Genomic DNA, 22,837 nt, shown 5'->3' on the forward strand with positions numbered 1-22,837 from the left:
TGAGATGCATATTGAGAAAATTACAAGTAGCGGTATTGTAGCGGTCATTCGAGGAGCAAGTGCTGAGCGAATTATTCCACTTGCCTACGCATTAAAAGAAGGCGGAGTAACAAACCTAGAAATTACAATGGAAAACCCTGCTGCCGTAGAGGTTATTAAAGAGTTGAAAAATGAATTTGACGACTCGATGTTTATTGGAGCAGGAACTGTTCTAGACGAAGAAACAGCACGAATTGCCATTATGGCGGGAGCGTCATTTATTTTTTCTCCTACGGTTAATGAACGAACAATTAAAACGGCTAAAAGGTACGGAGTCATTAGCGTGCCGGGAGCTTTTACACCAACTGAAATACTAACAGCCTATGAATGCGGTGCAGATATGATTAAAGTCTTCCCGGCAAGCGTAGTAGGCCCCGCTTATTTTAAAAATATAGCAGGACCGCTTCCTCATATTCCATTAATGCCAACGGGCGGCGTTACGGCTGAAAATGCGGGCGCTTATATTAAAGCTGGAGCAGCTGCTATTGGGGCAGGAAGCACATTAGTGGATGGAAAGCAGCTTCCAACTCCTGAATACTTACTTCAAGTAACAAAGGAAGCGAAGCGTTTTACTAATGAAATTCAAGAAGCTAGGCTTGCGTACGCTTAATAAATAAAGCCTTCTGCTAGCAAGAAGGCTTTTCCTTTTTCGTTTTTTTCGTTTACACTAGGAGTAGCATAATTTTAGGGATTGAATGAAAAGGACGGATTATGATGCAAAAAGTTACTATGCTGGACGTTGCAAAAGCAGCAAATGTCTCCAAAAGCACCGTATCACAATACATTAACAAACGGTATGAATATATGGGCGAAGAAACACGAAAGAAAATTAAAGAAGCGATTGATACACTCGGCTATCAGCCCAACTATCTAGCAAGGAGCTTAAAACAAAAGCGAACGTCAATGATTGGGATTATTGTCGCAAATATTATGCACAGATTTTCTACTGAAGTCATTCGTGCAATTGAAGACTATTGCCATTCACAAGATATACATGCCATCATCTGTAACGCAGATGATGACCCTGATAAAGAAAAGAAATATATTAATATGTTAAAAGCAAAGCAAGTAGATGGGCTTATTTTATTTCCAACGGGAGCCAATACTTCTCTTTATGAGCAGATGATCAAAGAAGAATATCCGGTTGTTATTATGGACCGTAAAATTCATGATGTAAAAGGAAAAATTCCATCCGTAGTGGCAAACAACCAAGAAGCCACAAAACAGGCTATTTTGCATCTCCTCGAGCTTGGACATAAGCATATAGCGATTATTACAGAACCATTAACTATTACACCCCGGATTGAACGTGTAGAAGGGTACAAAGAAGCGTTAACATCAGCCAATATGCCTGTAAATGAATCCATGATTATCAACTGCAAAAAAGCGGACATGCAAAAAGCGCTTGAGAAGCTATTTGCAGCCGATAATCCGCCGACAGCGCTGCTTGCTGGAAACGATTTAGTATTCATTGAAGTGCAGAAATTTATTAAACAACACGGATTTAATATCCCAAATGATTTATCTTTAATTGTTTATGATAATATTCCTTACGCAGATGTAGCAACGCCTGCCGTTACGACGATTTCGCAGCCCGCTTTTGATATGGGAACAAAAGCAGCAGATTTACTTATTAAACAAATTTTGAAAGAAAAGATAGCTTATGAAGAGTACCAGTATGAGTGTGAATTAATTATTCGAGAAACAACTTTGTCGCATTAAGCTAAAAAGAGCGCCTATGGCGTGCTCTTTTTAGCTCATCAAAATATTGGTTTTTTTTACGTTATTACTAAATCGGTTTAGTAGAAAGTGAGGAGAAAAATATGAAGATACAATTAGCATTAGATCGCGTCACAATTGAAGAAGCTATCATCCTTGCCAAGCTGGCAGAACCCTCTGTTGATTGGATTGAAGTAGGTACATCTCTTATAAAAGAGTATGGAATTGAAAGTATTTATAAAATCAAACAGGCATTTCCGCACAAGACGATTGTAGCAGATATCAAAACGATTGATAACGCGGAGTATGAATTTACAATGTGCTATCAAGCAGGAGCAGATATAGCAACAGTCATGGGCGTATCACCTTTACCTACGATAGAGACTTGCGCAAATGTCAGCGAAAAATGGAATAAAAAAATGATGGTGGATTTATTAAACACGTCAAGCAGCTCGCAAAAACAAGTAGGTACTTATAGAAACGCTATTTTTTGCCATCATATCAGCAAAGACGAGCAAGAAAAAGAAGGGAAATCGCTGAGTCGAATAAATTTGCGGCAGTATTTTCATTCAGATGCCCAAATAGCAGTAGCAGGAGGAATTAATCCAGCCTCAGGAGCATCATTACTTCAAATGAAAGCGGACGTCGCGATTGTTGGATCAGCGATTACAAAAAGTGCGGATGTGGCAAAGGCATCTGCTGAATTTCAAGACTTATTTATGAGCAGGGGGAACGTATAATGACAAAAACACAAACGATTTTAGACGAAATTACGGCCGTAATGAATCACATAAAAGAACCGCAAATAGAAGAAGTAGCGTTTTCACTTTACCAAGCGAAACGAATTTTTGTTATAGGCGAAGGCCGCTCTGGGCTAATGGGCAAATCATTTGCGATGAGACTGATGCATTTAGGTGCGACAGTATATGTTGTAGGGGAGACCATTACTCCTTCGATTGCAGCAGGTGACGTGTTGGTGGCCGTATCTGGTTCAGGAAAAACACAGCAAGTGGTGAGTGTAGCTAAGAAAGCTAAAGAAGTAGGATGTTCAGTTATCGGCATTTCAGCTAGTACAGAATCACCGTTAACTGCTCATACTGATGAGCTGCTGCACATTCCCGCTGCAACCAAATATCGAAGCGAAAATGAAGCAGCTTCCATTCAGCCACTTGGCTCGTTATTTGATCAATGTGCGCACGTTGTATTTGATACCATTTGTTTAGAATACGGGAATTTGAATCACACGGATCATGAACAGGCGTTTAAGCAGCATAGCAATTTAGAGTAAATGGAAAGAGGCTAGAACAAAAGTAGGTTATTTAAAAGAAAATCCGAACGAATCCAGATTCTTGATAAAGAATCACATTCGTTCGGATTTTTTCATTGGTATTGGTGAGCTTAAGTTTCATGTGTGTAGTTGCTTCTAGCCGTTGATTGAATCGATGTAGTTATGCCTCACTCTCTTTTGATACAGATAAGTCTAAGTCTGAACGTTTACTTCAGTTTTGTTTATTGCGAGTATATTCCTTCTCTTAAAAGTAAATAACAGCATTTTTATGCTGAAATTGCTATAATATACAAGCCGGTACATATACTAAGGCGACTGAAAATAAAGGAGTTTTGATTAATGACAAAAATAAAATTAATTTCACATAACGATTTAGACGGGGTAAGTCCAGCACTATTGGGTCGGTTAGCGTTTGGCGATGATAACTTTGATTACAGCACGGTAAGCATTGGCCGCATCAATGACACTGTGACACATTTTATTGAAGAAGAAAATGATGGAGACACAGCTTTATACATAACGGATATTAGCGTAAATGAGGAAGTAGCGGAAAAATTAAATGAACTGGTAAAAAAAGGCCAGAAAATCACTCTTATTGACCATCATATCTCTGCTCTTCCACTAGCTGAGAAATACGATTGGGTTCATGTTATTGCAGAAGACGAAAACGGTAAAAAGACGGCAGCTACATCTCTTTTCTACCACTACTTAGTGCGCAACAACATGCTTCAAAAAACGACGCTGCTTGATGAATACGTAGAACTTGTACGCTTATTTGATACGTGGGACTGGTTCCATGAAAATAATTTGAAAGCAAAGCGCCTTAATCACCTATATTATCTAATCCCGCATGAAGAATTTAAAGAAACCATTCTAGAAACACTTCGTGAATCGTATCATACTGAAAATCAAGAATTTACATTTACGGACAAACACGAAATTTTACTAGAAGCAGAAGAAAAAAAGATTGAAAAATACATTTATGACAAACAAAAACAAATCATAAAAGAAAGTGTTGAAATTGATAACACAGCGTACAATGCAGGAATTGTATTTGCAGATACATATCAGTCTGAGCTAGGAAATGCACTGTGTCTAGAAAACGAAGATATCGACTTTTCCGTTATGGTGGACATGGGACGCCAAAAGATTGGCTTCCGTGCAGTAAAAGACGAAATCAACTTAGCAGAAATTGTTGGACACCTTGGAGGAGGAGGTCATCCAAAAGCTTCTGGATGCAAGCTAACGGCTGAAACATTTGCTCTTTTCGTCACGGATCACTTGTTTAAAGACGAAGAAAAAAGTGAATAAAGCGTATAAGGAGGAGATGATATGTCGTTTAAAGATTTAGTTGTTGTTGTTACCGGAGCTGCGAACGGAATAGGTAAAGATGTATCCCGCGCATACGCGAAACAAGGAGCAAAAGTGGTACTGGCAGATGTGGACGAAACCGAAGGAGAGCGTCACGCAGAAGCTATTCAAAGACAAGGCGGAGAAGCCATTTTTGTGAAAACAGACGTCCGAAAAGAAGACGACATTTTAAATCTCGTTGAAAAAACGGTCAGTACGTATGAAACGATACATATTTTGATTAATAATGCAGGCGTTTCCCGCTGGAAATCACCGTATGAGCTAACCATTGATGAATGGGATGATATTATCAATACGAACCTGCGCAGCGTGTTTCTATGCTCTCGCGAAGCAGCTAAGGTGATGAGAAAAAACGAAAGCGGAGGCTCCATTGTAAACTTAGCTTCTACGAGAGCTACAATGTCTGAACCTCATACAGAAGCCTATGCTGCTACAAAAGGAGGAATCGTTGCTTTAACTCATGCACTTTCCATTTCACTTAGTGATGACAACATCACGGTAAATGCTATTTCTCCAGGATGGATTGAGACATCTGACTACGATGGCCTTCGTGAAATCGATCATACGCAGCATCCGTCTAATCGGGTGGGAACGCCAGCCGATATCTCAAGAGCGTGCATGTACTTAACAAACGCCGAAAATGATTTTGTAACAGGAGCTAACCTCGTAGTAGACGGGGGAATGACGCGAAAGATGATTTATGAACATTAAGTATCTCCGAAAAAAGACTGCCGTATTTAGCAGTCTTTTTTCATATAATCAAGAAAAGAAAAAGATAATATTTTTTTCTTGACAGAACAAAATAATCATTGTAAAGTAAGTTACATAAAGTAATTAAATTTCAATTAATATTTTTTTAGTTTAATATCTCGAATTAGAGATATAAGAATTCATTATATCTTGTTTATCTCCTTTTATCAGGGGGAAGGGTATAAACATGCAATTTAAGCTTAAAAAAACAAACAATTAGGAGTGTGGAAAATGGGTTTTTTAGATAAATTATTTGATAAATCAAGTGATCAACAACAGGTTGGAAAAGATTTTTATGAAGCACTTAAAAACCGACGTTCTATTTATGCAATTGATAAAAATGTAAAAATATCAGAAGAAAAAATTGAAGAAATTATTAACTTTGCGGTGAAACATACTCCTTCAGCATTTAATTCCCAAAGCGCACGCGTAGTCGTTTTATTTGGCGAACAGCATGATAAAGTATGGGATATTACGAGAGAAACGCTTCGTAAAATTGTTCCTGCTGAAAATTTTTCAGATACGGATCAAAAAATGAACTTATTCGGAAGCGGCTATGGAACAGTTCTTTTCTTTGAAGATCAAGAAGTAGTGGAAGGACTGCAGAAGCAGTTTGCATCTTACAGCGAAAATTTCCCGGTTTGGTCTAACCAATCATCAGGCATGCTTCAGCATGTGATTTGGAAAGCGCTTGAGCTCGAAGGCCTAGGAGCAACATTACAGCATTACAATCCATTGATTGACGATGAAGTAAAAGCAGCTTGGAATATTCCAAGCTCATGGAAATTAATTGCCCAAATGCCATTTGGTAATCCCGTGGCACCTGCGGGTGAAAAAGAATTTCAACCGCTAAGTGAACGTGTAAAAGTATTTAAATAAGCAAAAAAAGAGGTACGGAAAAAATTATTTTAGTTGAAGCAAAATCCGAACGATGAATCGTTCGGATTTTTTTATTGGTATGGCAAGCCTAGGTGTTGCGTATGTAACTGCTTCTAGCGGTTGATTTCGTTATGTCTCAGCCTCTTTTTTTCGGTAAATAGTTTGAATATTCTTTTATGTTTAACCTAAGAAAAATGCGGTTAAATAGGAGGAGTAGTCCTCAAATCTTCTGTGGAATTTATGCGCTATACATAAGTAATTCAACGATGTTTTACAAAAAAATAAAGTTTTTAACTTGGTTTTTTAGAGAATATTTGTTAACATATCCACTTGTGAGGTCTTAGTAAGAGGAGGATGATGTAAAGAATCCCATATCGGACGCAAGGGCGTAGATGTGTGGAGTGGAAATTTTAAAGGAGGATATTATGTCTGATCAAGGAAATCAAGGAAAGTTTAAAAAATCAATATCGTTACTTGACCTAACGTTAATTGGGATGGGGGCTATTTTTGGTTCCGCCTGGTTATTTGCGGTTAGTAACGTAGCGTCAAAGGCTGGTCCAGCCGGAAGTTTTTCGTGGCTGATTGGCGGAGTCATCATTTTACTTATCGGTTTAGTGTATGCTGAACTTGGAGCAGCGCTGCCGCGTACCGGTGGAATTATCCGTTATCCGGTTTACTCACATGGTCATTTAGTGGGTTACTTAATTTCATTCATTACCATTATTGCTTACACAAGTTTGATTGCCATCGAGGTAACGGCTGTACGTCAGTATGTTGCGTTTTGGCTTCCTGGTCTAACTAAACATGGTTCTGAATCGCCTACTACAGTCGGCTGGTTATTTCAGTTCGCGTTATTAACGCTATTTTTTATCATTAACTACGTAAGTGTAAAAGCATTTGCTAAGTCAAATGTTATTATATCTGTGTTTAAATATGCGGTTCCTCTTACAATTATCGTCGTGTTAGCTTATCACTTTAAATCAGCTAACTTTACAACTGGCGATTTTACTCCGTTTGGTTTTAATGGTATTCAAGCAGCCATTTCAACAGGTGGCGTTATGTTTGCTTACCTAGGACTTCACCCTATTGTTTCTGTAGCCAGTGAAGTTAAAAACCCGCAGCGTAATATTCCAATCGCGCTCATTATCTGTATTGTACTTTCAGCGATTATTTACACAGCACTGCAAGTATTGTTCATTGGTAACATCCCGGCTGATATGCTATCAGGAGGATGGGGAACAATTCAAGAGCAATTCTCTTTACCATTTAAAGATATTGCACTTATTTTAGGCCTTGGCTGGTTAGTAACGCTTGTTATTTTTGATGCTATTTTATCACCAGGCGGTAACGGGAACATCTTCATGAATACAACTTCTCGTTTAGTTTATGCTTGGTCTCGTAATGGAACATTATTTAAACGTTTCTCAAAAGTAGATAAGAAAACAGGAATTCCACGTGCGTCACTATGGCTATCATTTGGAATGTCCGTATTCTGGACACTGCCATTTCCTTCTTGGGAAGCGCTAGTAAACGTATGTTCAGTGGCACTTATTCTGTCTTATGCGATTGCGCCAATTTCAGCTGCTGCATTCAGAGTAAATGCAAAAGACCTTAAAAAACCTTTTAAATTAAAAGGCATGAGCGTTATTGCTCCTGTTTCATTTATTTTCTGTTCATACATTGTATACTGGTCAGGGTGGACGACAATTTCTTGGCTGCTAGGATCACAGCTTCTAATGGTTGTTATCTACGTAGCGTTTAAGAAATACGTACCAACTGACGTTGTAAAATTTGCACAGCAGCTTAAATCTGCTTGGTGGCTAGTTGCTTATTATATTATTATGCTTGTTATCTCTTATCTAGGTTCATTTGGTGGAGGACAAGGTGTGCTAAGCAACCCGCTTGACTTAATTTTAATTGCTCTTTTTTCACTCGGTATTTTCTACTGGGCGAAATACACAGGTTTACCAAAAGCAGTTATCGATACAGATGATTAATAAAAAACACGGCATGAATTCATGCCGTGTTTTTTATTTGTAGAATACTTACTCTATTTATTTATCAAACAGCCATGTTTTTAAAATAGCAGCATACTCACGAAAGTAGGCTTGAAGTTTAATTGAATTTGGTGTTTTTGCACCTAAAGGATAAACGTCAAAGCCTTGACGTTTGGCAATAATAGAGGCGCGAAATAAATGAAAATCACTGCTAACAAGCACGACTTTTTTGTGTTGAATATCAACTTTCTGTTTAGTAAAAGTGAAATTCTCAAAAGTAGAAGTTGACTGATCTTCTTTTATAATTCGATTCTTTTTAATTCCTTCTTTTCGCAGAAAACGATAGGCTGCTTCTGCTTCAGAAATTTCTTCATCAGATCCTTTTCCGCCCGTTACGATAACTTTTGTCTGTTGATTTGCTTGTAAATAAGATAAAGCCGTCTTTACTCGTTCTTTTAAACTAGGAGACATTTGATCACCATCTACTTTAGAACCTAAAACGAGCACATAATCCGCGTTTTGTGGAACAGACTTGTGAGCAGTTTGATACATACAAAAAGATATGATTGCTATATAAAGAACAAACACGCTGATAAAGACATAAATGATTTTTTTCTTCAACTGTGAGCACCTTCCTAGCTATTCCATAAGATGTTTGGAAAATAATTGTTATTATAGCATACGAGACCCAAATAAGTATAAACACAGTAATATATAATAATAGAAGAAAATCGTTATTGTGAATGGTTATAAAATTCGTTACAATAAAGAATAAATAATTTTAAAAGTGCCTCTAAGGAGGATAATAGGGAAATCGGTGTAAATCCGGTGCAGCCCCCGCTACTGTAAATGTGGATGAACCTGCAAAGACCCACTAGTCAAACTAGGAAGGGTGCAGAAGTAAAATGAAGCATAAGCCAGGAGACCTGCTTTTAAAAACCCCTTATTTTTCGGTGGGAGAAATAAGTCAAGACAATGTGTTAATGAGCGCATGACCAAACCTTGACTTTTACAGTTAAGGTTTTTTTATGTGGTAGGGAGTGGAAAAAGTGAAAAAAGGAAAACCGCTTATGATTCAAGGAACGCACTCAGACGCTGGAAAAAGCATGATTGCTACAGCATTTTGCCGTATTTTTAAAGAAGACGGCTATCAAACTGCACCGTTTAAATCGCAAAATATGGCGCTTAATTCATACATTACAATGGATGGAAAAGAAATTGGCAGAGCGCAAGGAATTCAAGCAGAAGCGGCTGGAGTAGAAGCAACAACCAATATGAACCCTATTTTAATTAAACCAACTCGTGATCATGAATCTCAAATAGTTGTTCATGGAAAACCGCTACGTAATATGTTTGCTTTTCAGTATCGGCAAGAATTTTTTAATGAAGGTTTGAACGTTATCACGGAAGCTTATAAAGAGCTTGCCAATCATTATGATCGAATTGTGATTGAAGGCGCTGGAAGTCCTGCTGAAGTCAATTTGAACGATCGGGAACTCGTAAATATGCGCGTTGCAAAAATAGCAGAAGCGCCTGTTGTGTTAGTAGGAGATATTGATAAAGGTGGCGTTTTCGCGAGCCTAGTCGGTACTCTTCAATTGCTTCCAGATGAACACAAGTCTAGAGTTATCGGGGTGTTAATTAACAAATTTCGAGGAGATTTAGAACTTTTAAAACCAGGGTTAAAGTGGTTTGAAGAATACACGGGTGTTCCGGTGCTAGGAGTTATTCCTTATATGAACAACGTGGAAATTGATGCGGAAGATTCGTTATCACTTAGAAATTACTCAACGCTTGTGAATCCGTTAAAAGAAATTGATATTGCGGTCATCTCGTACCCGCGCATCTCAAATTTTACAGACATCGATCCTTTAAGCTTAGAAGAAGACTGTCACGTGAGGCTTGTAACCAAGCCGTCGCAATTAGGTACGCCTGATTTAATTGTTTTGCCAGGAAGCAAAAATACGATTGAAGATGCTCAGTTTTTACAAGAAAGCGGCCTGGCTCTAGCCATTAATCAAGTCTTGAACACAACGAACGTTCACGTCATTGGCATCTGCGGAGGATATCAAATGCTAGGGGAGACAATTACAGACCCTGATGCAGTAGAATCTCGGATTGAATCCATTAAAGGGCTGGGCTTGCTTCCAGTGGAAACCGTTATGACAACCAGCAAAAAAACAGAAAGAGTTTCTGGGTATGTCCAGTTAGAAAATGAAAGAGTTTTGATTGAAGGCTACGAAATTCATATGGGAAAGACAGTTTCTAAGAGCACCACGAAAGCTTTTGCAGTGGTAGAGCATGAAAAAGAAGGAACGGTTAAAGACAACGTTATTGGCACGTATGTTCATGATGTGTTTCATAACGATTCTTTGCGCAGAGCTTTGCTTAATCAAATTCGCAAACATAAAAAATTGCCGCCTATTACGGACACATTCAACAGTCGCCTGCAAAAAGAGGAGTCTTTTTCAAAAGCAGCAGCATATGTGAGAGAAGCCGTAGATATGGAAAAGCTATATGAGTTAATAGACAACTATAAAAGCCCGGAGCAAACACAAAAAGTATAGCTTGTAGAGGCTTTCGCTTGTTTTTTTACCGAGAACTTTAGTACGCTATTCTATGTTGCCTAAGTTCAACAGTCTAGCACTCGTAACAAAGAAAAGATGATTGTTTCCAACTTAATGCATGGTGGAAGCATGGTTTATGGACAGGAAAATGAATGGTTAATGTAATGTAAAACATCACGCCTCGTTTCCTAGAGGAGCTGAACGTATTGATTTTTAAACGTATTTTTTTAAACAAAGCATCTATTTTATACATAGTCAGTTTATTTATTGTATGTACTTCGGTAATTATGGCCGTATTTATTGGTACAGTTTCGTTAACCGTAGGAGATACAATCAAAATTATTCTTGGTCACCTTACCGGGCTATCCTTATATCACGGTCCGGAAAACATGGATTTAATCATTTGGCAAATTCGTTTTCCAAGAGTACTGGTGGCATTTTTAGTAGGAGCTTCGCTTTCAATAGCAGGGGCTGCCTTTCAAGGGCTATTAAGAAACTCGCTTGCTGATCCTTATACGATCGGGGTTTCCTCAGGTGCAACCCTTGGCTCTGTCATGGCAATTTATTTTCATTGGAGTATTTTTGGTTTGTCTATCTTCACGCTGCCTGTAGTCGGCATTGTATCTGGTTTTATTACTCTTCTTTTAGTTTTTGGTATTACGAAACTCGCAAGCGGCAATTTGGCCAATGAAACCATCATCTTAGCGGGGATTATTTTATCATCCTTTATGAGCGCACTTATTTCATTAATTGTGGCTCTTTCTCCCGAAGAAGATGTAAGGCAGGTTTTATATTGGCTAATGGGAAGCGTATCAATGAGAGGATGGTCTCATATTCAAATTTTAGGGCCGTTCTTTTTGATCGGTACAATTATGCTGTTGTTACATGTAAAAGAGCTGAACGGCTTAGCATTTGGCGATCAATCCGCTCAGTTTATGGGAATAGACGTAAAGAAGAAAAAAAGAATGATTTTAATAGGTGCATCCGTATTAACAGGAGCTGCGGTATCAGTATCTGGGGCAATTGGATTTGTTGGCTTAGTTATCCCCCACGTAGTGCGTCTCGTAGCGGGAGCTAATCATAAGCATGTACTGCCGCTTTCTATTTTAATTGGAGGAAGTTATTTGGTTTTAGCAGATTTATTGGCACGAACGATATTAGAACCTCGTGAACTGCCTATTGGAGTCGTAACCGCCTTAATTGGTTCGCCGATTTTTACCCTGCTCCTTGTAAAAGAACGTATGCGGAAGAGAGGAATATCATGATTGAACTATATAATGTGACAGGAGGATACGATAAGCAGCAGCCGACCGTTCGTGACATCACGTTCACCGTAGACAAAGGTTCTTTTGTCGCTTTACTAGGACCAAATGGAAGCGGGAAAACAACGCTTATTCGCTTAATTATGAATGTATTAACCATTCAATCAGGAGAAGTGAAGGTGGAAGGAAAGTCAGTGAAGGCTTATTCACCAAAACAACTGGCGCAAAAAGTTGCAGTCATGACGCAAGAAAATCAAATTGGGCTAGAATTTACGGTTCAAGAAATTGTTTCACTTGGACGTTACCCTTATCAGGCAAAAGGATTGTTTAGCACTGTATCAGCACAGGATGAAGAAGTGGTGGAAAGTGTGATGAAATTAACAAACGTCTGGCACTATAGAAATCATACTTTTCAATCGTTAAGCGGTGGAGAAAAACAGCGGGTTTTACTGGCTAAAGCACTAGCGCAAGAACCTGACTACTTACTTCTTGATGAACCAACGAATCACTTAGATGTAAAACATACAATGGAACTGCTTCAGCTGTTAAAAACTTTACAGCAGGAAATGAGCTTAACGGTCCTGGCCATCTTGCATGACCTCAACATCGCCTCGCTGTTTGCAGATAATGCCGTGTTACTGAAAGATGGAAGAGTAGAAGAAACCGGGATGGATGCCATTTTTCAAGATGCAGCTACGTTAAAAAGAGTATATGGCGTTGATTTGCACGTATTTCACCATCCCGCTGTGAATAAGCAACAAATTGCTTTTGTGCCGCCGTATCAATATCCAGAGACGGACTTCGATGAGTTGTATCAGTTGCAAAAGGAACCGGGCAAGCTATGTTTATCCTTTATTCGTCCTTTGAGAACTCTTTCACTGGGTTCCAATGAAACAGGTCTAGACTGGTGTCAAGAAATTGTTCAACAGCAAAGCAGCGCTAACGCGGCGTGGAAATCTGCGTCTTTATCTAGTCATGAAGTTCGCTTAAAAGACGATAAAGGTTACTCGTGGCTGGCTGTGCTGACACATGGACAAAAAGAAAACGAAGTAAATATTGTTCTGCTAACAAATGCGCCGCTTTCGGACGGGAACTTACTTCATACTGCGATGAAGGTAATTGAGTACCGGGCTTTCTTAGGAAAAACAGGACGTATTGTTGTAGCATCATCTCATCATAAAGAAGAAAATCAAGAAGAAATTTCAGAGTTCTTGATGGGACGCCTCCAGAAAGAATTACAACTATTTATGGAAACAAAAATGACCGACAATTGCTTTAAATAAGCAGTAGCGGTCATTTTTTATTCCTCGGAGTGATCAGGCTTTTCTGTTTCACCTCCTGAACTCATCGTTGTCTCAGTTGTATGTTCATCAATCTTTTTTTCTTTTAGCTTAACAGAAAACAAGTCTTTGACTTCTTCATCCACTTGATCAGAGTCAGCGCTGTAAGTGGTACCGATGTTTAGGTGACCGGTCAGATCTTTAATACCTAGCTGCCCAAAATTATTACTAAGGTCAATTTTGTCTAACAATACTTTTTCGACCATGATTTTTTCAACAACAATGGACTGCTTTGGCTGAGTTACTTCATCAATCTTTTTGTCAAGAGTTTTCACCATCTCATATAAGGCTGTATTGGACGATTCTTCCTTTAACGCAGAGAGCTGATTTTGAATAGCTTCGAAATTAGGAGCTGACTGCATAGCCGAGAGTAAATGAGCTGTTTGCTCGTGCAGTTGAGACAGTGATTGAATAAGGTGAGCTGATTCATTTAATTGCTGATGCAGCTCTTCTATTTTAGCGATCGCGTCGGTTAAACGCGTCACTTGATCAATAATTCCCTGCAGGTTCAGCGCTGAATCTGACGAAAGAGCAGGTTTTGTGAATTCAGCTTCATCAGAGGTCTTAGGCTCCATATGGCTAGGCAACTTCTTTGGCTGTTGAGGGGGTTTTTTTAGACTAGACTGTTTTTTAGCTTTCATCTTTTCGGGTAATTCTTTCCGCTTTTGATTAGAACGTTGGTCTATGGGACTTGCTTTTTTTTGAGTTGGAAGGGAAGACGGATTTATTTTACGGACTGTTTCAATTTTAGGCGATTGTTTAAACCACTTAGAAAACATGAAATTCCCTGCCTTTCATGCTACGTATAGTTCTGCACAATAAATTACAAATCAAATTTCACATGCAAAAGACCATCTTTAAATGATGCGTGACACGGCGCTTCCCCTACACCAGGCGGAAGGATGATTGATCGTTGAAACGTTCCTTCACGTCTTTCTTTGTGAAGAACATTTGCATCTTTCACGGTTAAAAGAGATGAACCGGATATGTGTAAAGTATTTTCGTGCATGGTCAATTCGACATCTGTTCGTTTAGCACCGGGTATTTCAATTACAACTAACAGCTGATTTGCCCATTCATATACATCAATTAAAGGATAATCTCGATACTCATTTACAATTTGAGGAGAAGCATCTGCTTCCGTATCATTCTTTTCTTCATGATCATCATCAAAAATCTTTTCCCAAAATTTCGTATGGTTTTCTTCTTGTAACGTTTCTGCCCACTTTTTAAATTTTCCGTGATTCATATTTGTCACCTTCTTAAAAAAAATAAAACAAGGCCTTTTGCAGCTTTCTATTTTATATGTATGCATGAAAATAGAAAAAAACGTCCACTTTAATCTAAATCGTGGACGTCTATTTGAGACATAGGAATATTAACATGTTTAGGCATCCGGATTTCCAACACTCCGGAACGATAGATGGCGCGTGTGCCTTTTTTACGAACCGAACAAGGAAGCTGAATTTCTTCTTTGAAGGATTCTTCTCCATCTATTCCTTCAATCGTACACACATATGGCGTATGATAGACTTTAATGCTTGATACAATATCGCGGTTAGGGATTTTTAGCTGCACAATGCATTCATCTAATGTATTGATGACGTTTGAATCAAATCTTCTTGGCTTTTGTCCATGACCTTCAGTTCCCATATCCTGCTGTTCTTTCATCATGTCTTGGGCTTGCTTAAAGAATTCATTTCCTTGCATAAAATCCGGAAAAGAATGGGACATCGTAGAAGAAATCATTTGCTGAATATACTTATTCATGTCTTTAGATGCCATTCCTTTTGGGATATTTTCCATCATTCCTTTAAAAGGAGACTTTCCAAATGGAAACATATTTACACACCTCCTTGTAATGTGCCAAGTAAAATAACAAAATTGTTAAAGCTAAATTTGATTTCCAATTGGAGCTGAAGGGTTCGCAATTTGATCTTGATCGCTTACATCAGGATCTAACACGCCCGTATTCATTTGAGAGCAAGTAGGAGAGAAGTTACCTAAAGAGAAATTTGCGCCGTTAAACTTGGAGTTCGCCGTGTGACTGTTTTGAATGGTGGAACCAAAATCAATATTTGCGTTTTGCGTGACACCGTTTGTTACGATATTAAAAACGTTAATTTGAAGAGGCATAAAGAGACTCCTTACTGTTTTTATTCATTCTACTCCAACGGCCTATTGCGTTCAGAGAGAATGTATTCACCGTTTGTCGTCATGCTGTTGACAAGCATTGCCCTATATCACTGCTGATAACCATTGACATGATCAACGTTTGCAATATCTGTTTGGTCATTTGTATCAGGATCGATATAAATGTTTCGCATTTTCGAGGAAGCAGGTGAGACATCGCCATAAGAAGAGTTCGTACCAGTGGATTTTGAATGAGCCGTGTGACTGTTATGGAGTGCTTCGCCAATGTTGACAGAACCGTTGCTTGAGATACTGTTGATCTTTAAATTATAAATGTTAATAACACTTGGCATACGCTCTCACCCTTTTCTATGGTTGATTAATGTATCCTATGATGATAAGTGCCTAAACGTTCACAATTCCTCATAACTAAAATCGCCTTTTCCGATTGAAGGAAAAAGCGATTGAGAGAGGATTACTTAATGATATGATGGGCTTATGAAATGGGTGCAATACGACAATTCTTTTTTTCTAAAATGTAAGAGATGCTTTGTTGGACAGTGGAAAATGTTCGCCAATTAAACTGAGAATCTACAAGCGACAGAGCCATTTTTGAAGAAAGACCAACAATAAGGCAAGTGGTACCAATCAAACGCAAAGCATCGTGAAGCGTGTTAATATAATAACCGTGTTCTTCATCTAACGAATGAAGGGAAGACAAATCAATAAGCAAATAGCGTGCCTGTTCTTTTACAACTGCCTCTAACACCGTTTCAGTCAGCTTCTTTCCACGTTCTATATTCATCTTACCGGTAATGGGCACAGCTAAAACCTCGTCCCATATCTTTAATAAAGGGGTAGATAAGTCCTCAATTAACTGTTCTTTTTCAAGCTCTGCTTCTGCTTGATCAGTAAAGTCTAATAACATAAGCAAGTAGCCATAACGCTCACCGTCTTTTGTGTCAATGGGGTGAATCACGGCTTCTGCTACGTATTGAGTTCCAATCGTTATACGCGTTCGGTAAGTGGTATGAAGAGAGGTGAGTAATTTTTTTGCTTCTTCAGAATTGGAATGAAAGAAATCCATATGCTTTCCAATTAACTCCTCAGTGTGAGATAACTGATAGATTGGGAGTACTGCTTGGAGTGTTTCAATTGCTCTTGCATTCATCCACTGCACACGGTGTTTTTTATCGGCAATGATCATGGTTTCTTGAATATTTTCTAAAATCAAATGTCCATTAAGCTTTTGTGGAAGTCGTCCAATTCCATTCATTCTCCATCTCTCCTTATGCGTGTAGTAAGTTTATGTACATCTATTTTATATTTTACAGTGAAAAGAATGAAGAAGGCTATAAGAAATTTAGTAACATGTACAGAAATCATGGTAAGTTAAAAACGTAGGAGTAAGCACTTGCTTCAATCAAAAAACTCCCCTGTGTAAAAGGGGAGTTCACTTTATTCATATGATTTGATAAAATCAACGTTATATTTTTCAACGCTTGATAAGTAGGAGTCTCTAAATGATGAATCAGGCGTATACCACGACTTTCCATAAAAATAGGCTTGAAGATCTTTCGATTTAAATACATACCCATGCCGCGCATAGATTTCATTCCGAGCTAGCCTTAGTTCACCAGAGTTCAAACTGCTAATATCACTATAGCTTAATTTGTAAGAATCCGAACCAGGAAGAATATAAGAGCTTGAAGTAGCATAAGAGCGCGGCCCAGGCACGATCACTTCTCGTTCTTTTATGACGGTTTTTTCCTTTTCGACGGGCGGCGTTTGTATATTTAACATAATATTTTCTTCACTTTGAATAGTGTAGGGACTGCTTTTGAACGTTGTGCCGTCTTTTTGCACTTCTGCATGAACAGTGACGCTTCCATCCGTGGCAACAGGCCCTATTTGTGATGAGCTATTCACCTGCAGTCCCGTGCTTTTTCCATTTACGAATAAAATAGCGTCATCTCTATTCGATGAGATTGTAACGTAAGCCCCTTTAAATACCGCAGATATATTCTCTTCTTTTTGTCGGTGAAAATTTACAGTGGTTTGGTCTGTAAGTTTTCCATAAGAGCTTTCATAAGAAGCCGTAAGCGGGTAATTTCCAATCATAAAAGGTCCTATTTTTTGCGTTTGATTCTTGGATATCGATTGTTTTGTATCATTTACTGTAACCGTTGCATCCTCTGGCATGGTGAGGGAGATATAATATGATGACGGCACAACCACGTACTGTTTTGTGAAAAGTAGTGAATGTTTCTGTTCTTTTATTGTAAAGTAGATACTCGATTTATTTTTTAAATCATTTTCGACGTCTCGTAAAATAGAACCATCGGAAGTTGCGTCTAACAGAGCTTGAATAGATGTGTCATTAATAACTATAGTAGACTGCGAAGAGTCTAATAACTCTCTTAACACAGCTGTATCTTTCGATTCTAATGCCTCAATAAAGCGGTCAGCCGTCTTTTCTTCTGAGTCAGAGAAAAAGAAATAAAATACAAAAGTTAAAAGAAGTATAAGCGCAATACCCCCGCCAATATACCAGCTCTTTTTATGCTTGGCTGCAGCTGGCGACACGGTGAAAGAAAAGCCGCAGTTATTGCAAAATAATTGGTCTGTGCTTGCACTGGCCCCGCATTTTGGACATTGATTCATTCACACCATTCCTTTCTTTTTATTCCATTAAATGTATGGAATGTGTAGGTAAAACAGACCATTAAATTGGAAAAAGAATAGATTCAACAAGAAAGATAAACACACCAAACATGCACAGAAAAGGTGAGGTATGCTATGATAAGAACTATATATTAATCCGATAGGGACACTCTGTCATATAAAAAGGAGATGAAGCAAATGAGTGTTTCATTTGTAAATAAAAATCAAGAGTCTACGTATGAAAAATTGCTGCCTCTAGTCGAAAAATTTAAGAAACGAGCTTTTAAAATAGATGAAGAAGGTACGTTTCCCTTTGAAAATATTCAAGAGTTAAAAGAAGCGGGCTATACACGTCTTTCTCTCGAAAGCAAATATGGCGGAGATGAATTACGCCTTTATGATTTTTTATTATTTCAAGAATTAATTGCTCAAGGAGATGCTTCTACGGCTCTTAGTATTGGATGGCATATGGGGATTACAATGGACTTGCGTGAAAAACAGCCTTGGAATCAGCAAATGCTCGATTTTATTTTTAAAGAAATAGAAAAAGGTGCACTTATTAACACCGCTGCTACTGAACCGAAGACAGGAAGTCCTACTCGAGGAGGAAAACCGGAAACGATAGCCGTAAAAACAAAAGAAGGCTGGCGAATCAATGGCCGAAAAACATTCACGACGATGTCTCCAGTGTTAAATTACTTTTTGGTAAAAGCAAGCATTGAAGGTGAAGAAGAGATCGGCTTATTTTTAATTCCTCGTGAAACAAGTGGACTTTCAATAGAAGAAACATGGGATATGATTGCAATGCGCGGAACAGGAAGTCACGACCTTGTGCTAGAAAACGTCGATATTAAACACGACTTTCTTGTTGAACGCCTTGGTGGTTTTAAAAAGAATGAGCCAAGCGGCTGGCTGCTTCATATACCAGCTTGCTACATGGGTACAGCCATCGCAGCAAGAGATTATGCTGTCGCATTTGCTACAGAATATTCGCCTAATAGTATTGAAGGAACGATTAGCGAGTTGCCAAATGTGCAGCGCTTAGTAGGAGAGATGGAACTTGAACTTATGCAGGCGCGTCACTTTATGTACAGCGTGGCAAGTAAATGGGATGAAACCAGCGACCGAGCAGCATTAGCGGGAGAGTTAGCAGCTGTCAAACACGTAGTGACCAATAGTGCCTGTACGGTTGTCGACAAAGCCATGCGCATAGTAGGAGCACGTAGCTTGCAGCGCAGTAATCCGCTGCAGCGCTATTATAGAGACGTGCGTGCTGGCCTTCACAACCCTCCAATGGATGATATGACAATTGTTAATTTAGCGAAGCAGGCGTTTACTAGATAAAACTTAATAACATGTTAAATGATGAAAAACTGCTTATTATAGGCTATTCTATAATAAGCAGTTTTTTCGTTGCAAGAGGAGGAATTGAGATGAAGTCCATGAGAGAAATTCAGCTGACACCCTATAATATCGCGTGGGAAAAGGAATTTTCAAAAGAAGCTGCCACCTTAACAACTATAATGTCAGCTCAAGTTTTAGGGGTTCATCATATCGGAAGCACTGCTGTTCCCGGCTTAAGCGCAAAACCGATTATTGATTCACTTATTGAAGTGAAAGATATAAAAAAAGTAGATACGTATAATCAGAGGATGGAACAGCTTGGTTACGAAGCGAAAGGTGAAAACGGCTTAAAAGGAAGACGATACTTCCAAAAAGGCGGGAATGAAAGAACGCATCATGTTCATATTTATGAAAAAGGCCACCCAGAAATTAATCGGCATATATGGTTTCGAGATTATCTGCGTACTCACCCTGATGCAGCAAAAGAATACGAAACGTTGAAAATAGAACTAGCGCACCGCTATCGCTTTGAACCAGAAAAATATGTAGAAAATAAAACGAATTTTATTCATAAAATAGATGGGCTAGCTTTAAAATGGAGAAAGGGAAGCAGCAATAAGAATAGGAAAGATGATCTTAGATAAAAAGGAGGAACGAGCTTGACTCCAGTTCTAAATCGACAGACAAATACAGGAAAAAAGAAAAAAACAATATGGATCAGCCTGATATCCTTTGTTATTCTTTGTTTTGTACTTTGTACGGCAATTTCTCTTTATGTAGGCATAAGCCTGACAAAACTAGATAAAAATCCTGCTGTGAAAAATCCTAGCGATTACGGCATGCACTATAGCAATCAAGTATTTTTGAGCAAAGACGGGATAACCCATTTAAAAGGATGGATGATTGAACCAACGGAACAGCCAAGAGCGACCATTATTATGTCACATGGATACGGAAATAACCGTGAAGCACAAGGAGCTGGCTTTTTACCGCTGAGTAAAGAATTTGTAAAAGCGGGATATCGAGTAGTCATGTTTGACTTTAGAGATTCAGGAGACTCAGAAGGAAATCAAACGACGATTGGTGTAAAAGAACAGCTCGATTTATTAGGCGTTATTCAGAAAATGAAAGAAACAACAAAAGAGCCAATTGTGCTCTACGGCATTTCAATGGGAGCCGCCACTTCTTTATTAGCAGCCTCTCAAGATGACGACGTAAAAGCTGTAGTAGCGGATAGTCCTTTTAGCGATTTAACCTCTTATTTAAAAGAAAATCTATCTGTATGGTCTCATTTACCAAACTTTCCGTTTACATCGCTAACAATTGCTATTCTTCCTGTTATTGCAGATGTAAATCCTGCTGAAGCTAGTCCTATTAAAGCAGTCGAGCATATTTACCCTCGACCAATTTTATTTATACACAGCACAGGAGATACAAAAATTCCTTACACTGAAAGTGAAAAAATGGCTAAAACGCATCCAGATGCTTTTCACTTCTGGAAAACTAAGAAAGCAGAACACGTTCAAAATTATCACGTATACAAAAAAGAATATGTAAAGCGCGTATTATCTTTTATTGAGCAATCGCTGTAAAAGAAGAGGCTGGGACAAAAATATTTTAGACGAAATGAAAAACGAACCATTGATCAAGACTTTTGATTAGTGGTTCGTTTTTTGTTAAGACAAACGTAGATTTCATTTGTGTAAATCTTTAGATGGAATTCATTTCGTTATGTCTCAACCTCTTTTAGCCGTTGATTTTACTTTGTTCTATAAGCTCAGCATATAAATTACGAAGAATGTAGGTTTTATAACTTTCTAGCTTTCTTCCATCAATTTTAGAGATATTGGCCGCTTTTAACTGTTGAACAAACCAGCCCTTGGAATAGATATAAGCCATCGTTAACCACTCCTTTAAAAAAGATGCACGCTAAATAATTAACTATATTCATAAAAGGAACTTAAAAGAAGTAAACAAAGCAAATGAATTGACGTTCATTTTTTACAGCGTTATACTGCTCTACAGCTACTTATAAAGGAGGAAATGAACAATGAGCAAACAGTATATAAACGTAAATGGGGTTAATTTGCACTACATAAGCAAGGGACAAGGAGATCTTATGCTATTTCTTCATGGGTTTCCTGACTTTTCGCATATTTGGCGACACCAGATAGATGAATTTTCTAATAATTTCCACACAGTTGCTTTGGATTTAAGAGGATATAATCTATCTGAAAAGCCAAGCGGACTAGAATCATACGAAATTGATGTATTAGTAGAAGATATCCGCCAAGTGATTGAAGGTTTAGGATATAGCTCCTGTACGCTAGTTGTACACGACTGGGGAGCAGGAATCGGCTGGACATTTGCTTATCGCTACCCTGAATATGTACAAAAATTAATTGCTTTTAACGGTCCGCACCCTTATACATTTATGCGTGAGCTTAGAACAAATAAAAATCAGCAAAAAGCAAGTGAGTATATGAAATGGTTTCAAAAACAAGAAGCACAGGACTATATGGAACGAGATAACTTCTCAGGTTTGCGTAAGCTTGTGATCGACCCAGGTGTAAAAAAAGGATACCTAACAGCTGATGATGTTCAAGCATACATGAACTCTTGGGAAAATGGCTCTGTGCTGTCCATGCTAAGTTATTACCGCAATTTAAAGATCTTCACGGAAGAAGACCTTCAAAGAAAATCTTTGTTTCCGTTAGAAGAAGAAGTGTTAAACATCCCGGTACAAATTATTTGGGGAAATCAAGATCCTACTTTTATGCCTAAAAACTTAGATGGTATTGAAGAATATGTGCCAAACATATCTGTTCACCGATTAGCTGAAGCATCTCATGCCCCTCAGCATGAAAAGCCTCAAGAAGTAAACGATGTGATATGGAATTTTTTAAATAAGTAAAGATAAAAAAAGGCTCAGACAAAAGTATTTTAGTTAAAAGAAGATCCGAACGATGAATTGAGATTCTTAATGGAGAATCCAACTCGTTTGGATTTTTTTATTGCGCAGGTTTCATATATATAGTGGTTTCTAGCCGTTGATGGCGAAGACTCCTGCGAGAAAGACCCTGCAGGGCGCAAACGACGAGAAGGCTTAGCGGCTGCCTGCAGAAAGCGAAGTCTTGAAAGGAAATCAACAGCGGTGTTAAAAGTGATTCATACTAACTCATTTATCCCATGTGTTCGTCTTTAAATTGAATTTATCTTGTTATGTCTCAATTTCTTTTTCTGTTAAATTTAAAATATTTATTCAAAAAGTGATCCAAATGAATAAGGTGTTCGTTAGGTAAGTAGAAAAGGAAGTACTTCTTAAGAAAAGGCGGTTAAAAACTTTTTAAAAAAAAGTGATCTAACTGAAGAAGGCGTTCGTTAGATAAGTAGAGAGGGAAGGAATTCTTCACGAAGATGACATTTAAAAAAATTTTAAAAAAGAGTGATCCAACATCACTCAGCAATCGTTTAGTAAATAGAA

Annotated in this window: 24 protein-coding genes and 1 riboswitch; of the genes, 15 read left to right on the forward strand and 9 right to left on the reverse strand. The window is 38.3% G+C overall.

Annotated elements, in window-relative coordinates; genetic code table 11:
* Positions 1–4 precede the first annotated feature (4 nt).
* The 8 genes from AC3WJG_RS21975 (at position 5) to AC3WJG_RS22010 (ending at position 8,043) form a co-directional block, all read left to right on the forward strand.
* The gene (locus tag AC3WJG_RS21975; protein ID WP_028409100.1) at positions 5–649 is read left to right on the forward strand and encodes a bifunctional 4-hydroxy-2-oxoglutarate aldolase/2-dehydro-3-deoxy-phosphogluconate aldolase; all 645 of its coding nucleotides are present in this window, start codon (positions 5–7) and stop codon (positions 647–649) included.
* Positions 650–750: 101 nt separating this feature from the next.
* On the forward strand, positions 751–1,761 hold the full coding sequence (locus AC3WJG_RS21980) for a LacI family DNA-binding transcriptional regulator (RefSeq protein WP_013057640.1): 1,011 nt from the start codon (positions 751–753) through the stop codon (positions 1,759–1,761).
* Between the two features lie 101 nt (positions 1,762–1,862).
* Positions 1,863–2,498 (forward strand): 3-hexulose-6-phosphate synthase, encoded by a 636-nt coding sequence (gene hxlA / locus AC3WJG_RS21985; protein ID WP_098658293.1) that lies wholly within the window; start codon positions 1,863–1,865, stop codon positions 2,496–2,498.
* A complete protein-coding gene (gene hxlB, locus AC3WJG_RS21990) occupies positions 2,498–3,046 on the forward strand; it encodes a 6-phospho-3-hexuloisomerase (RefSeq protein WP_028412834.1) in 549 nt (182 codons plus the stop codon). The genes hxlA and hxlB overlap by 1 nt, the downstream gene beginning before the upstream one ends.
* 339 nt (positions 3,047–3,385) lie before the next feature.
* Entirely contained in the window at positions 3,386–4,357 is a 972-nt protein-coding gene (locus AC3WJG_RS21995; protein ID WP_102813050.1) for a DHH family phosphoesterase, read from the forward strand.
* Between the two features lie 21 nt (positions 4,358–4,378).
* Positions 4,379–5,128, forward strand: coding sequence for an SDR family oxidoreductase (locus AC3WJG_RS22000; RefSeq protein ID WP_028409096.1), 750 nt, complete (start codon positions 4,379–4,381; stop codon positions 5,126–5,128).
* Between the two features lie 270 nt (positions 5,129–5,398).
* Entirely contained in the window at positions 5,399–6,046 is a 648-nt protein-coding gene (locus AC3WJG_RS22005) for a nitroreductase family protein (RefSeq protein WP_492588586.1), read from the forward strand.
* A gap of 425 nt (positions 6,047–6,471) precedes the next feature.
* Positions 6,472–8,043 carry an APC family permease gene (locus tag AC3WJG_RS22010; protein ID WP_492588588.1) on the forward strand — a complete coding sequence of 524 codons (1,572 nt, stop codon included), beginning with the start codon at positions 6,472–6,474 and terminating at the stop codon, positions 8,041–8,043.
* 57 nt (positions 8,044–8,100) lie between these two features.
* Here the strand turns inward: AC3WJG_RS22010 and AC3WJG_RS22015 are convergent, their stop codons facing one another.
* On the reverse strand, positions 8,101–8,664 hold the full coding sequence (locus AC3WJG_RS22015) for a YdcF family protein (RefSeq protein WP_028409094.1): 564 nt from the start codon (positions 8,662–8,664) through the stop codon (positions 8,101–8,103).
* Positions 8,665–8,811: 147 nt separating this feature from the next.
* Positions 8,812–8,991: riboswitch (cobalamin riboswitch) on the forward strand.
* Positions 8,992–9,083: 92 nt separating this feature from the next.
* Between AC3WJG_RS22015 and AC3WJG_RS22020 the strand changes: the two genes are divergently transcribed.
* The 3 genes from AC3WJG_RS22020 to AC3WJG_RS22030 all read left to right on the forward strand — a co-directional run bounded on the left by AC3WJG_RS22020 (position 9,084) and on the right by AC3WJG_RS22030 (position 13,155).
* Entirely contained in the window at positions 9,084–10,610 is a 1,527-nt protein-coding gene (locus tag AC3WJG_RS22020; RefSeq protein WP_081732037.1) for a cobyric acid synthase, read from the forward strand.
* A 206-nt stretch (positions 10,611–10,816) separates the two neighbouring features.
* Positions 10,817–11,875 (forward strand): FecCD family ABC transporter permease, encoded by a 1,059-nt coding sequence (locus AC3WJG_RS22025; protein ID WP_028409092.1) that lies wholly within the window; start codon positions 10,817–10,819, stop codon positions 11,873–11,875.
* Positions 11,872–13,155, forward strand: coding sequence for an ABC transporter ATP-binding protein (locus tag AC3WJG_RS22030; protein WP_221841311.1), 1,284 nt, complete (start codon positions 11,872–11,874; stop codon positions 13,153–13,155). The genes AC3WJG_RS22025 and AC3WJG_RS22030 overlap by 4 nt, the downstream gene beginning before the upstream one ends.
* A gap of 17 nt (positions 13,156–13,172) precedes the next feature.
* Here the strand turns inward: AC3WJG_RS22030 and AC3WJG_RS22035 are convergent, their stop codons facing one another.
* From AC3WJG_RS22035 to AC3WJG_RS22065, 7 genes are all read right to left on the reverse strand, one after another.
* Entirely contained in the window at positions 13,173–13,991 is an 819-nt protein-coding gene (locus AC3WJG_RS22035; protein ID WP_028409090.1) for a hypothetical protein, read from the reverse strand.
* A 44-nt stretch (positions 13,992–14,035) separates the two neighbouring features.
* Entirely contained in the window at positions 14,036–14,461 is a 426-nt protein-coding gene (locus AC3WJG_RS22040) for an Hsp20/alpha crystallin family protein (RefSeq protein ID WP_028409089.1), read from the reverse strand.
* Between the two features lie 89 nt (positions 14,462–14,550).
* On the reverse strand, positions 14,551–15,054 hold the full coding sequence (locus AC3WJG_RS22045) for an Hsp20/alpha crystallin family protein (protein WP_013057627.1): 504 nt from the start codon (positions 15,052–15,054) through the stop codon (positions 14,551–14,553).
* Positions 15,055–15,105: 51 nt separating this feature from the next.
* Positions 15,106–15,348: a spore germination protein gene (locus tag AC3WJG_RS22050; RefSeq protein ID WP_013057626.1), complete on the reverse strand. Its 243-nt coding sequence runs from the start codon at positions 15,346–15,348 to the stop codon at positions 15,106–15,108.
* 107 nt (positions 15,349–15,455) lie between these two features.
* Positions 15,456–15,698 (reverse strand): spore germination protein, encoded by a 243-nt coding sequence (locus tag AC3WJG_RS22055; protein WP_013057625.1) that lies wholly within the window; start codon positions 15,696–15,698, stop codon positions 15,456–15,458.
* 143 nt (positions 15,699–15,841) lie between these two features.
* Positions 15,842–16,621 (reverse strand): STAS domain-containing protein, encoded by a 780-nt coding sequence (locus AC3WJG_RS22060; protein ID WP_098658291.1) that lies wholly within the window; start codon positions 16,619–16,621, stop codon positions 15,842–15,844.
* A 182-nt stretch (positions 16,622–16,803) separates the two neighbouring features.
* Complete coding sequence (locus tag AC3WJG_RS22065; RefSeq protein ID WP_337134545.1) at positions 16,804–18,009, reverse strand: TcaA 3rd/4th domain-containing protein; 1,206 nt, start codon at positions 18,007–18,009, stop codon at positions 16,804–16,806.
* Between the two features lie 198 nt (positions 18,010–18,207).
* Here AC3WJG_RS22065 and AC3WJG_RS22070 point away from each other — a divergent pair, with 198 nt between their 5' ends.
* From AC3WJG_RS22070 to AC3WJG_RS22080, 3 genes are all read left to right on the forward strand, one after another.
* Complete coding sequence (locus AC3WJG_RS22070; RefSeq protein ID WP_337134544.1) at positions 18,208–19,353, forward strand: acyl-CoA dehydrogenase family protein; 1,146 nt, start codon at positions 18,208–18,210, stop codon at positions 19,351–19,353.
* Between the two features lie 89 nt (positions 19,354–19,442).
* Positions 19,443–19,997: a GrpB family protein gene (locus AC3WJG_RS22075; protein WP_337134543.1), complete on the forward strand. Its 555-nt coding sequence runs from the start codon at positions 19,443–19,445 to the stop codon at positions 19,995–19,997.
* A gap of 15 nt (positions 19,998–20,012) precedes the next feature.
* The gene (locus AC3WJG_RS22080; RefSeq protein ID WP_337134542.1) at positions 20,013–20,945 is read left to right on the forward strand and encodes an alpha/beta hydrolase; all 933 of its coding nucleotides are present in this window, start codon (positions 20,013–20,015) and stop codon (positions 20,943–20,945) included.
* 154 nt (positions 20,946–21,099) lie between these two features.
* On the opposite strand, the gene AC3WJG_RS22085 is transcribed toward AC3WJG_RS22080, so the two are convergent.
* Positions 21,100–21,252 carry a YflJ family protein gene (locus AC3WJG_RS22085; protein ID WP_081085308.1) on the reverse strand — a complete coding sequence of 51 codons (153 nt, stop codon included), beginning with the start codon at positions 21,250–21,252 and terminating at the stop codon, positions 21,100–21,102.
* A 151-nt stretch (positions 21,253–21,403) separates the two neighbouring features.
* Here AC3WJG_RS22085 and AC3WJG_RS22090 point away from each other — a divergent pair, with 151 nt between their 5' ends.
* Complete coding sequence (locus tag AC3WJG_RS22090; protein ID WP_098658287.1) at positions 21,404–22,267, forward strand: alpha/beta fold hydrolase; 864 nt, start codon at positions 21,404–21,406, stop codon at positions 22,265–22,267.
* Positions 22,268–22,837: the final 570 nt, after the last annotated feature.

The organism is Priestia sp. FW507-14D1A (assembly GCF_058781295.1).

Excerpts from the sequence above, each read along its gene's own strand:
- AC3WJG_RS22090 (WP_098658287.1), top strand. The coding sequence starts at position 21,404 with ATGAGCAAACAGTATATAAACGTAAATGGGGTTAATTTGCACTACATA.
- hxlB (WP_028412834.1), top strand. The coding sequence starts at position 2,498 with ATGACAAAAACACAAACGATTTTAGACGAAATTACGGCCGTAATGAAT.
- AC3WJG_RS21980 (WP_013057640.1), top strand. The coding sequence starts at position 751 with ATGATGCAAAAAGTTACTATGCTGGACGTTGCAAAAGCAGCAAATGTC.
- AC3WJG_RS22035 (WP_028409090.1), bottom strand. The coding sequence starts at position 13,991 with ATGTTTTCTAAGTGGTTTAAACAATCGCCTAAAATTGAAACAGTCCGT.
- AC3WJG_RS22005 (WP_492588586.1), top strand. The coding sequence starts at position 5,399 with ATGGGTTTTTTAGATAAATTATTTGATAAATCAAGTGATCAACAACAG.
- AC3WJG_RS22040 (WP_028409089.1), bottom strand. The coding sequence starts at position 14,461 with ATGAATCACGGAAAATTTAAAAAGTGGGCAGAAACGTTACAAGAAGAA.
- AC3WJG_RS22010 (WP_492588588.1), top strand. The coding sequence starts at position 6,472 with ATGTCTGATCAAGGAAATCAAGGAAAGTTTAAAAAATCAATATCGTTA.
- AC3WJG_RS22060 (WP_098658291.1), bottom strand. The coding sequence starts at position 16,621 with ATGAATGGAATTGGACGACTTCCACAAAAGCTTAATGGACATTTGATT.
- AC3WJG_RS22070 (WP_337134544.1), top strand. The coding sequence starts at position 18,208 with ATGAGTGTTTCATTTGTAAATAAAAATCAAGAGTCTACGTATGAAAAA.
- AC3WJG_RS21995 (WP_102813050.1), top strand. The coding sequence starts at position 3,386 with ATGACAAAAATAAAATTAATTTCACATAACGATTTAGACGGGGTAAGT.
- AC3WJG_RS22050 (WP_013057626.1), bottom strand. The coding sequence starts at position 15,348 with ATGCCTCTTCAAATTAACGTTTTTAATATCGTAACAAACGGTGTCACG.
- AC3WJG_RS22045 (WP_013057627.1), bottom strand. The coding sequence starts at position 15,054 with ATGTTTCCATTTGGAAAGTCTCCTTTTAAAGGAATGATGGAAAATATC.
- AC3WJG_RS22030 (WP_221841311.1), top strand. The coding sequence starts at position 11,872 with ATGATTGAACTATATAATGTGACAGGAGGATACGATAAGCAGCAGCCG.
- AC3WJG_RS22065 (WP_337134545.1), bottom strand. The coding sequence starts at position 18,009 with ATGAATCAATGTCCAAAATGCGGGGCCAGTGCAAGCACAGACCAATTA.
- AC3WJG_RS22085 (WP_081085308.1), bottom strand. The coding sequence starts at position 21,252 with ATGGCTTATATCTATTCCAAGGGCTGGTTTGTTCAACAGTTAAAAGCG.
- AC3WJG_RS22075 (WP_337134543.1), top strand. The coding sequence starts at position 19,443 with ATGAAGTCCATGAGAGAAATTCAGCTGACACCCTATAATATCGCGTGG.
- AC3WJG_RS22055 (WP_013057625.1), bottom strand. The coding sequence starts at position 15,698 with ATGCCAAGTGTTATTAACATTTATAATTTAAAGATCAACAGTATCTCA.
- AC3WJG_RS22000 (WP_028409096.1), top strand. The coding sequence starts at position 4,379 with ATGTCGTTTAAAGATTTAGTTGTTGTTGTTACCGGAGCTGCGAACGGA.
- hxlA (WP_098658293.1), top strand. The coding sequence starts at position 1,863 with ATGAAGATACAATTAGCATTAGATCGCGTCACAATTGAAGAAGCTATC.
- AC3WJG_RS21975 (WP_028409100.1), top strand. The coding sequence starts at position 5 with ATGCATATTGAGAAAATTACAAGTAGCGGTATTGTAGCGGTCATTCGA.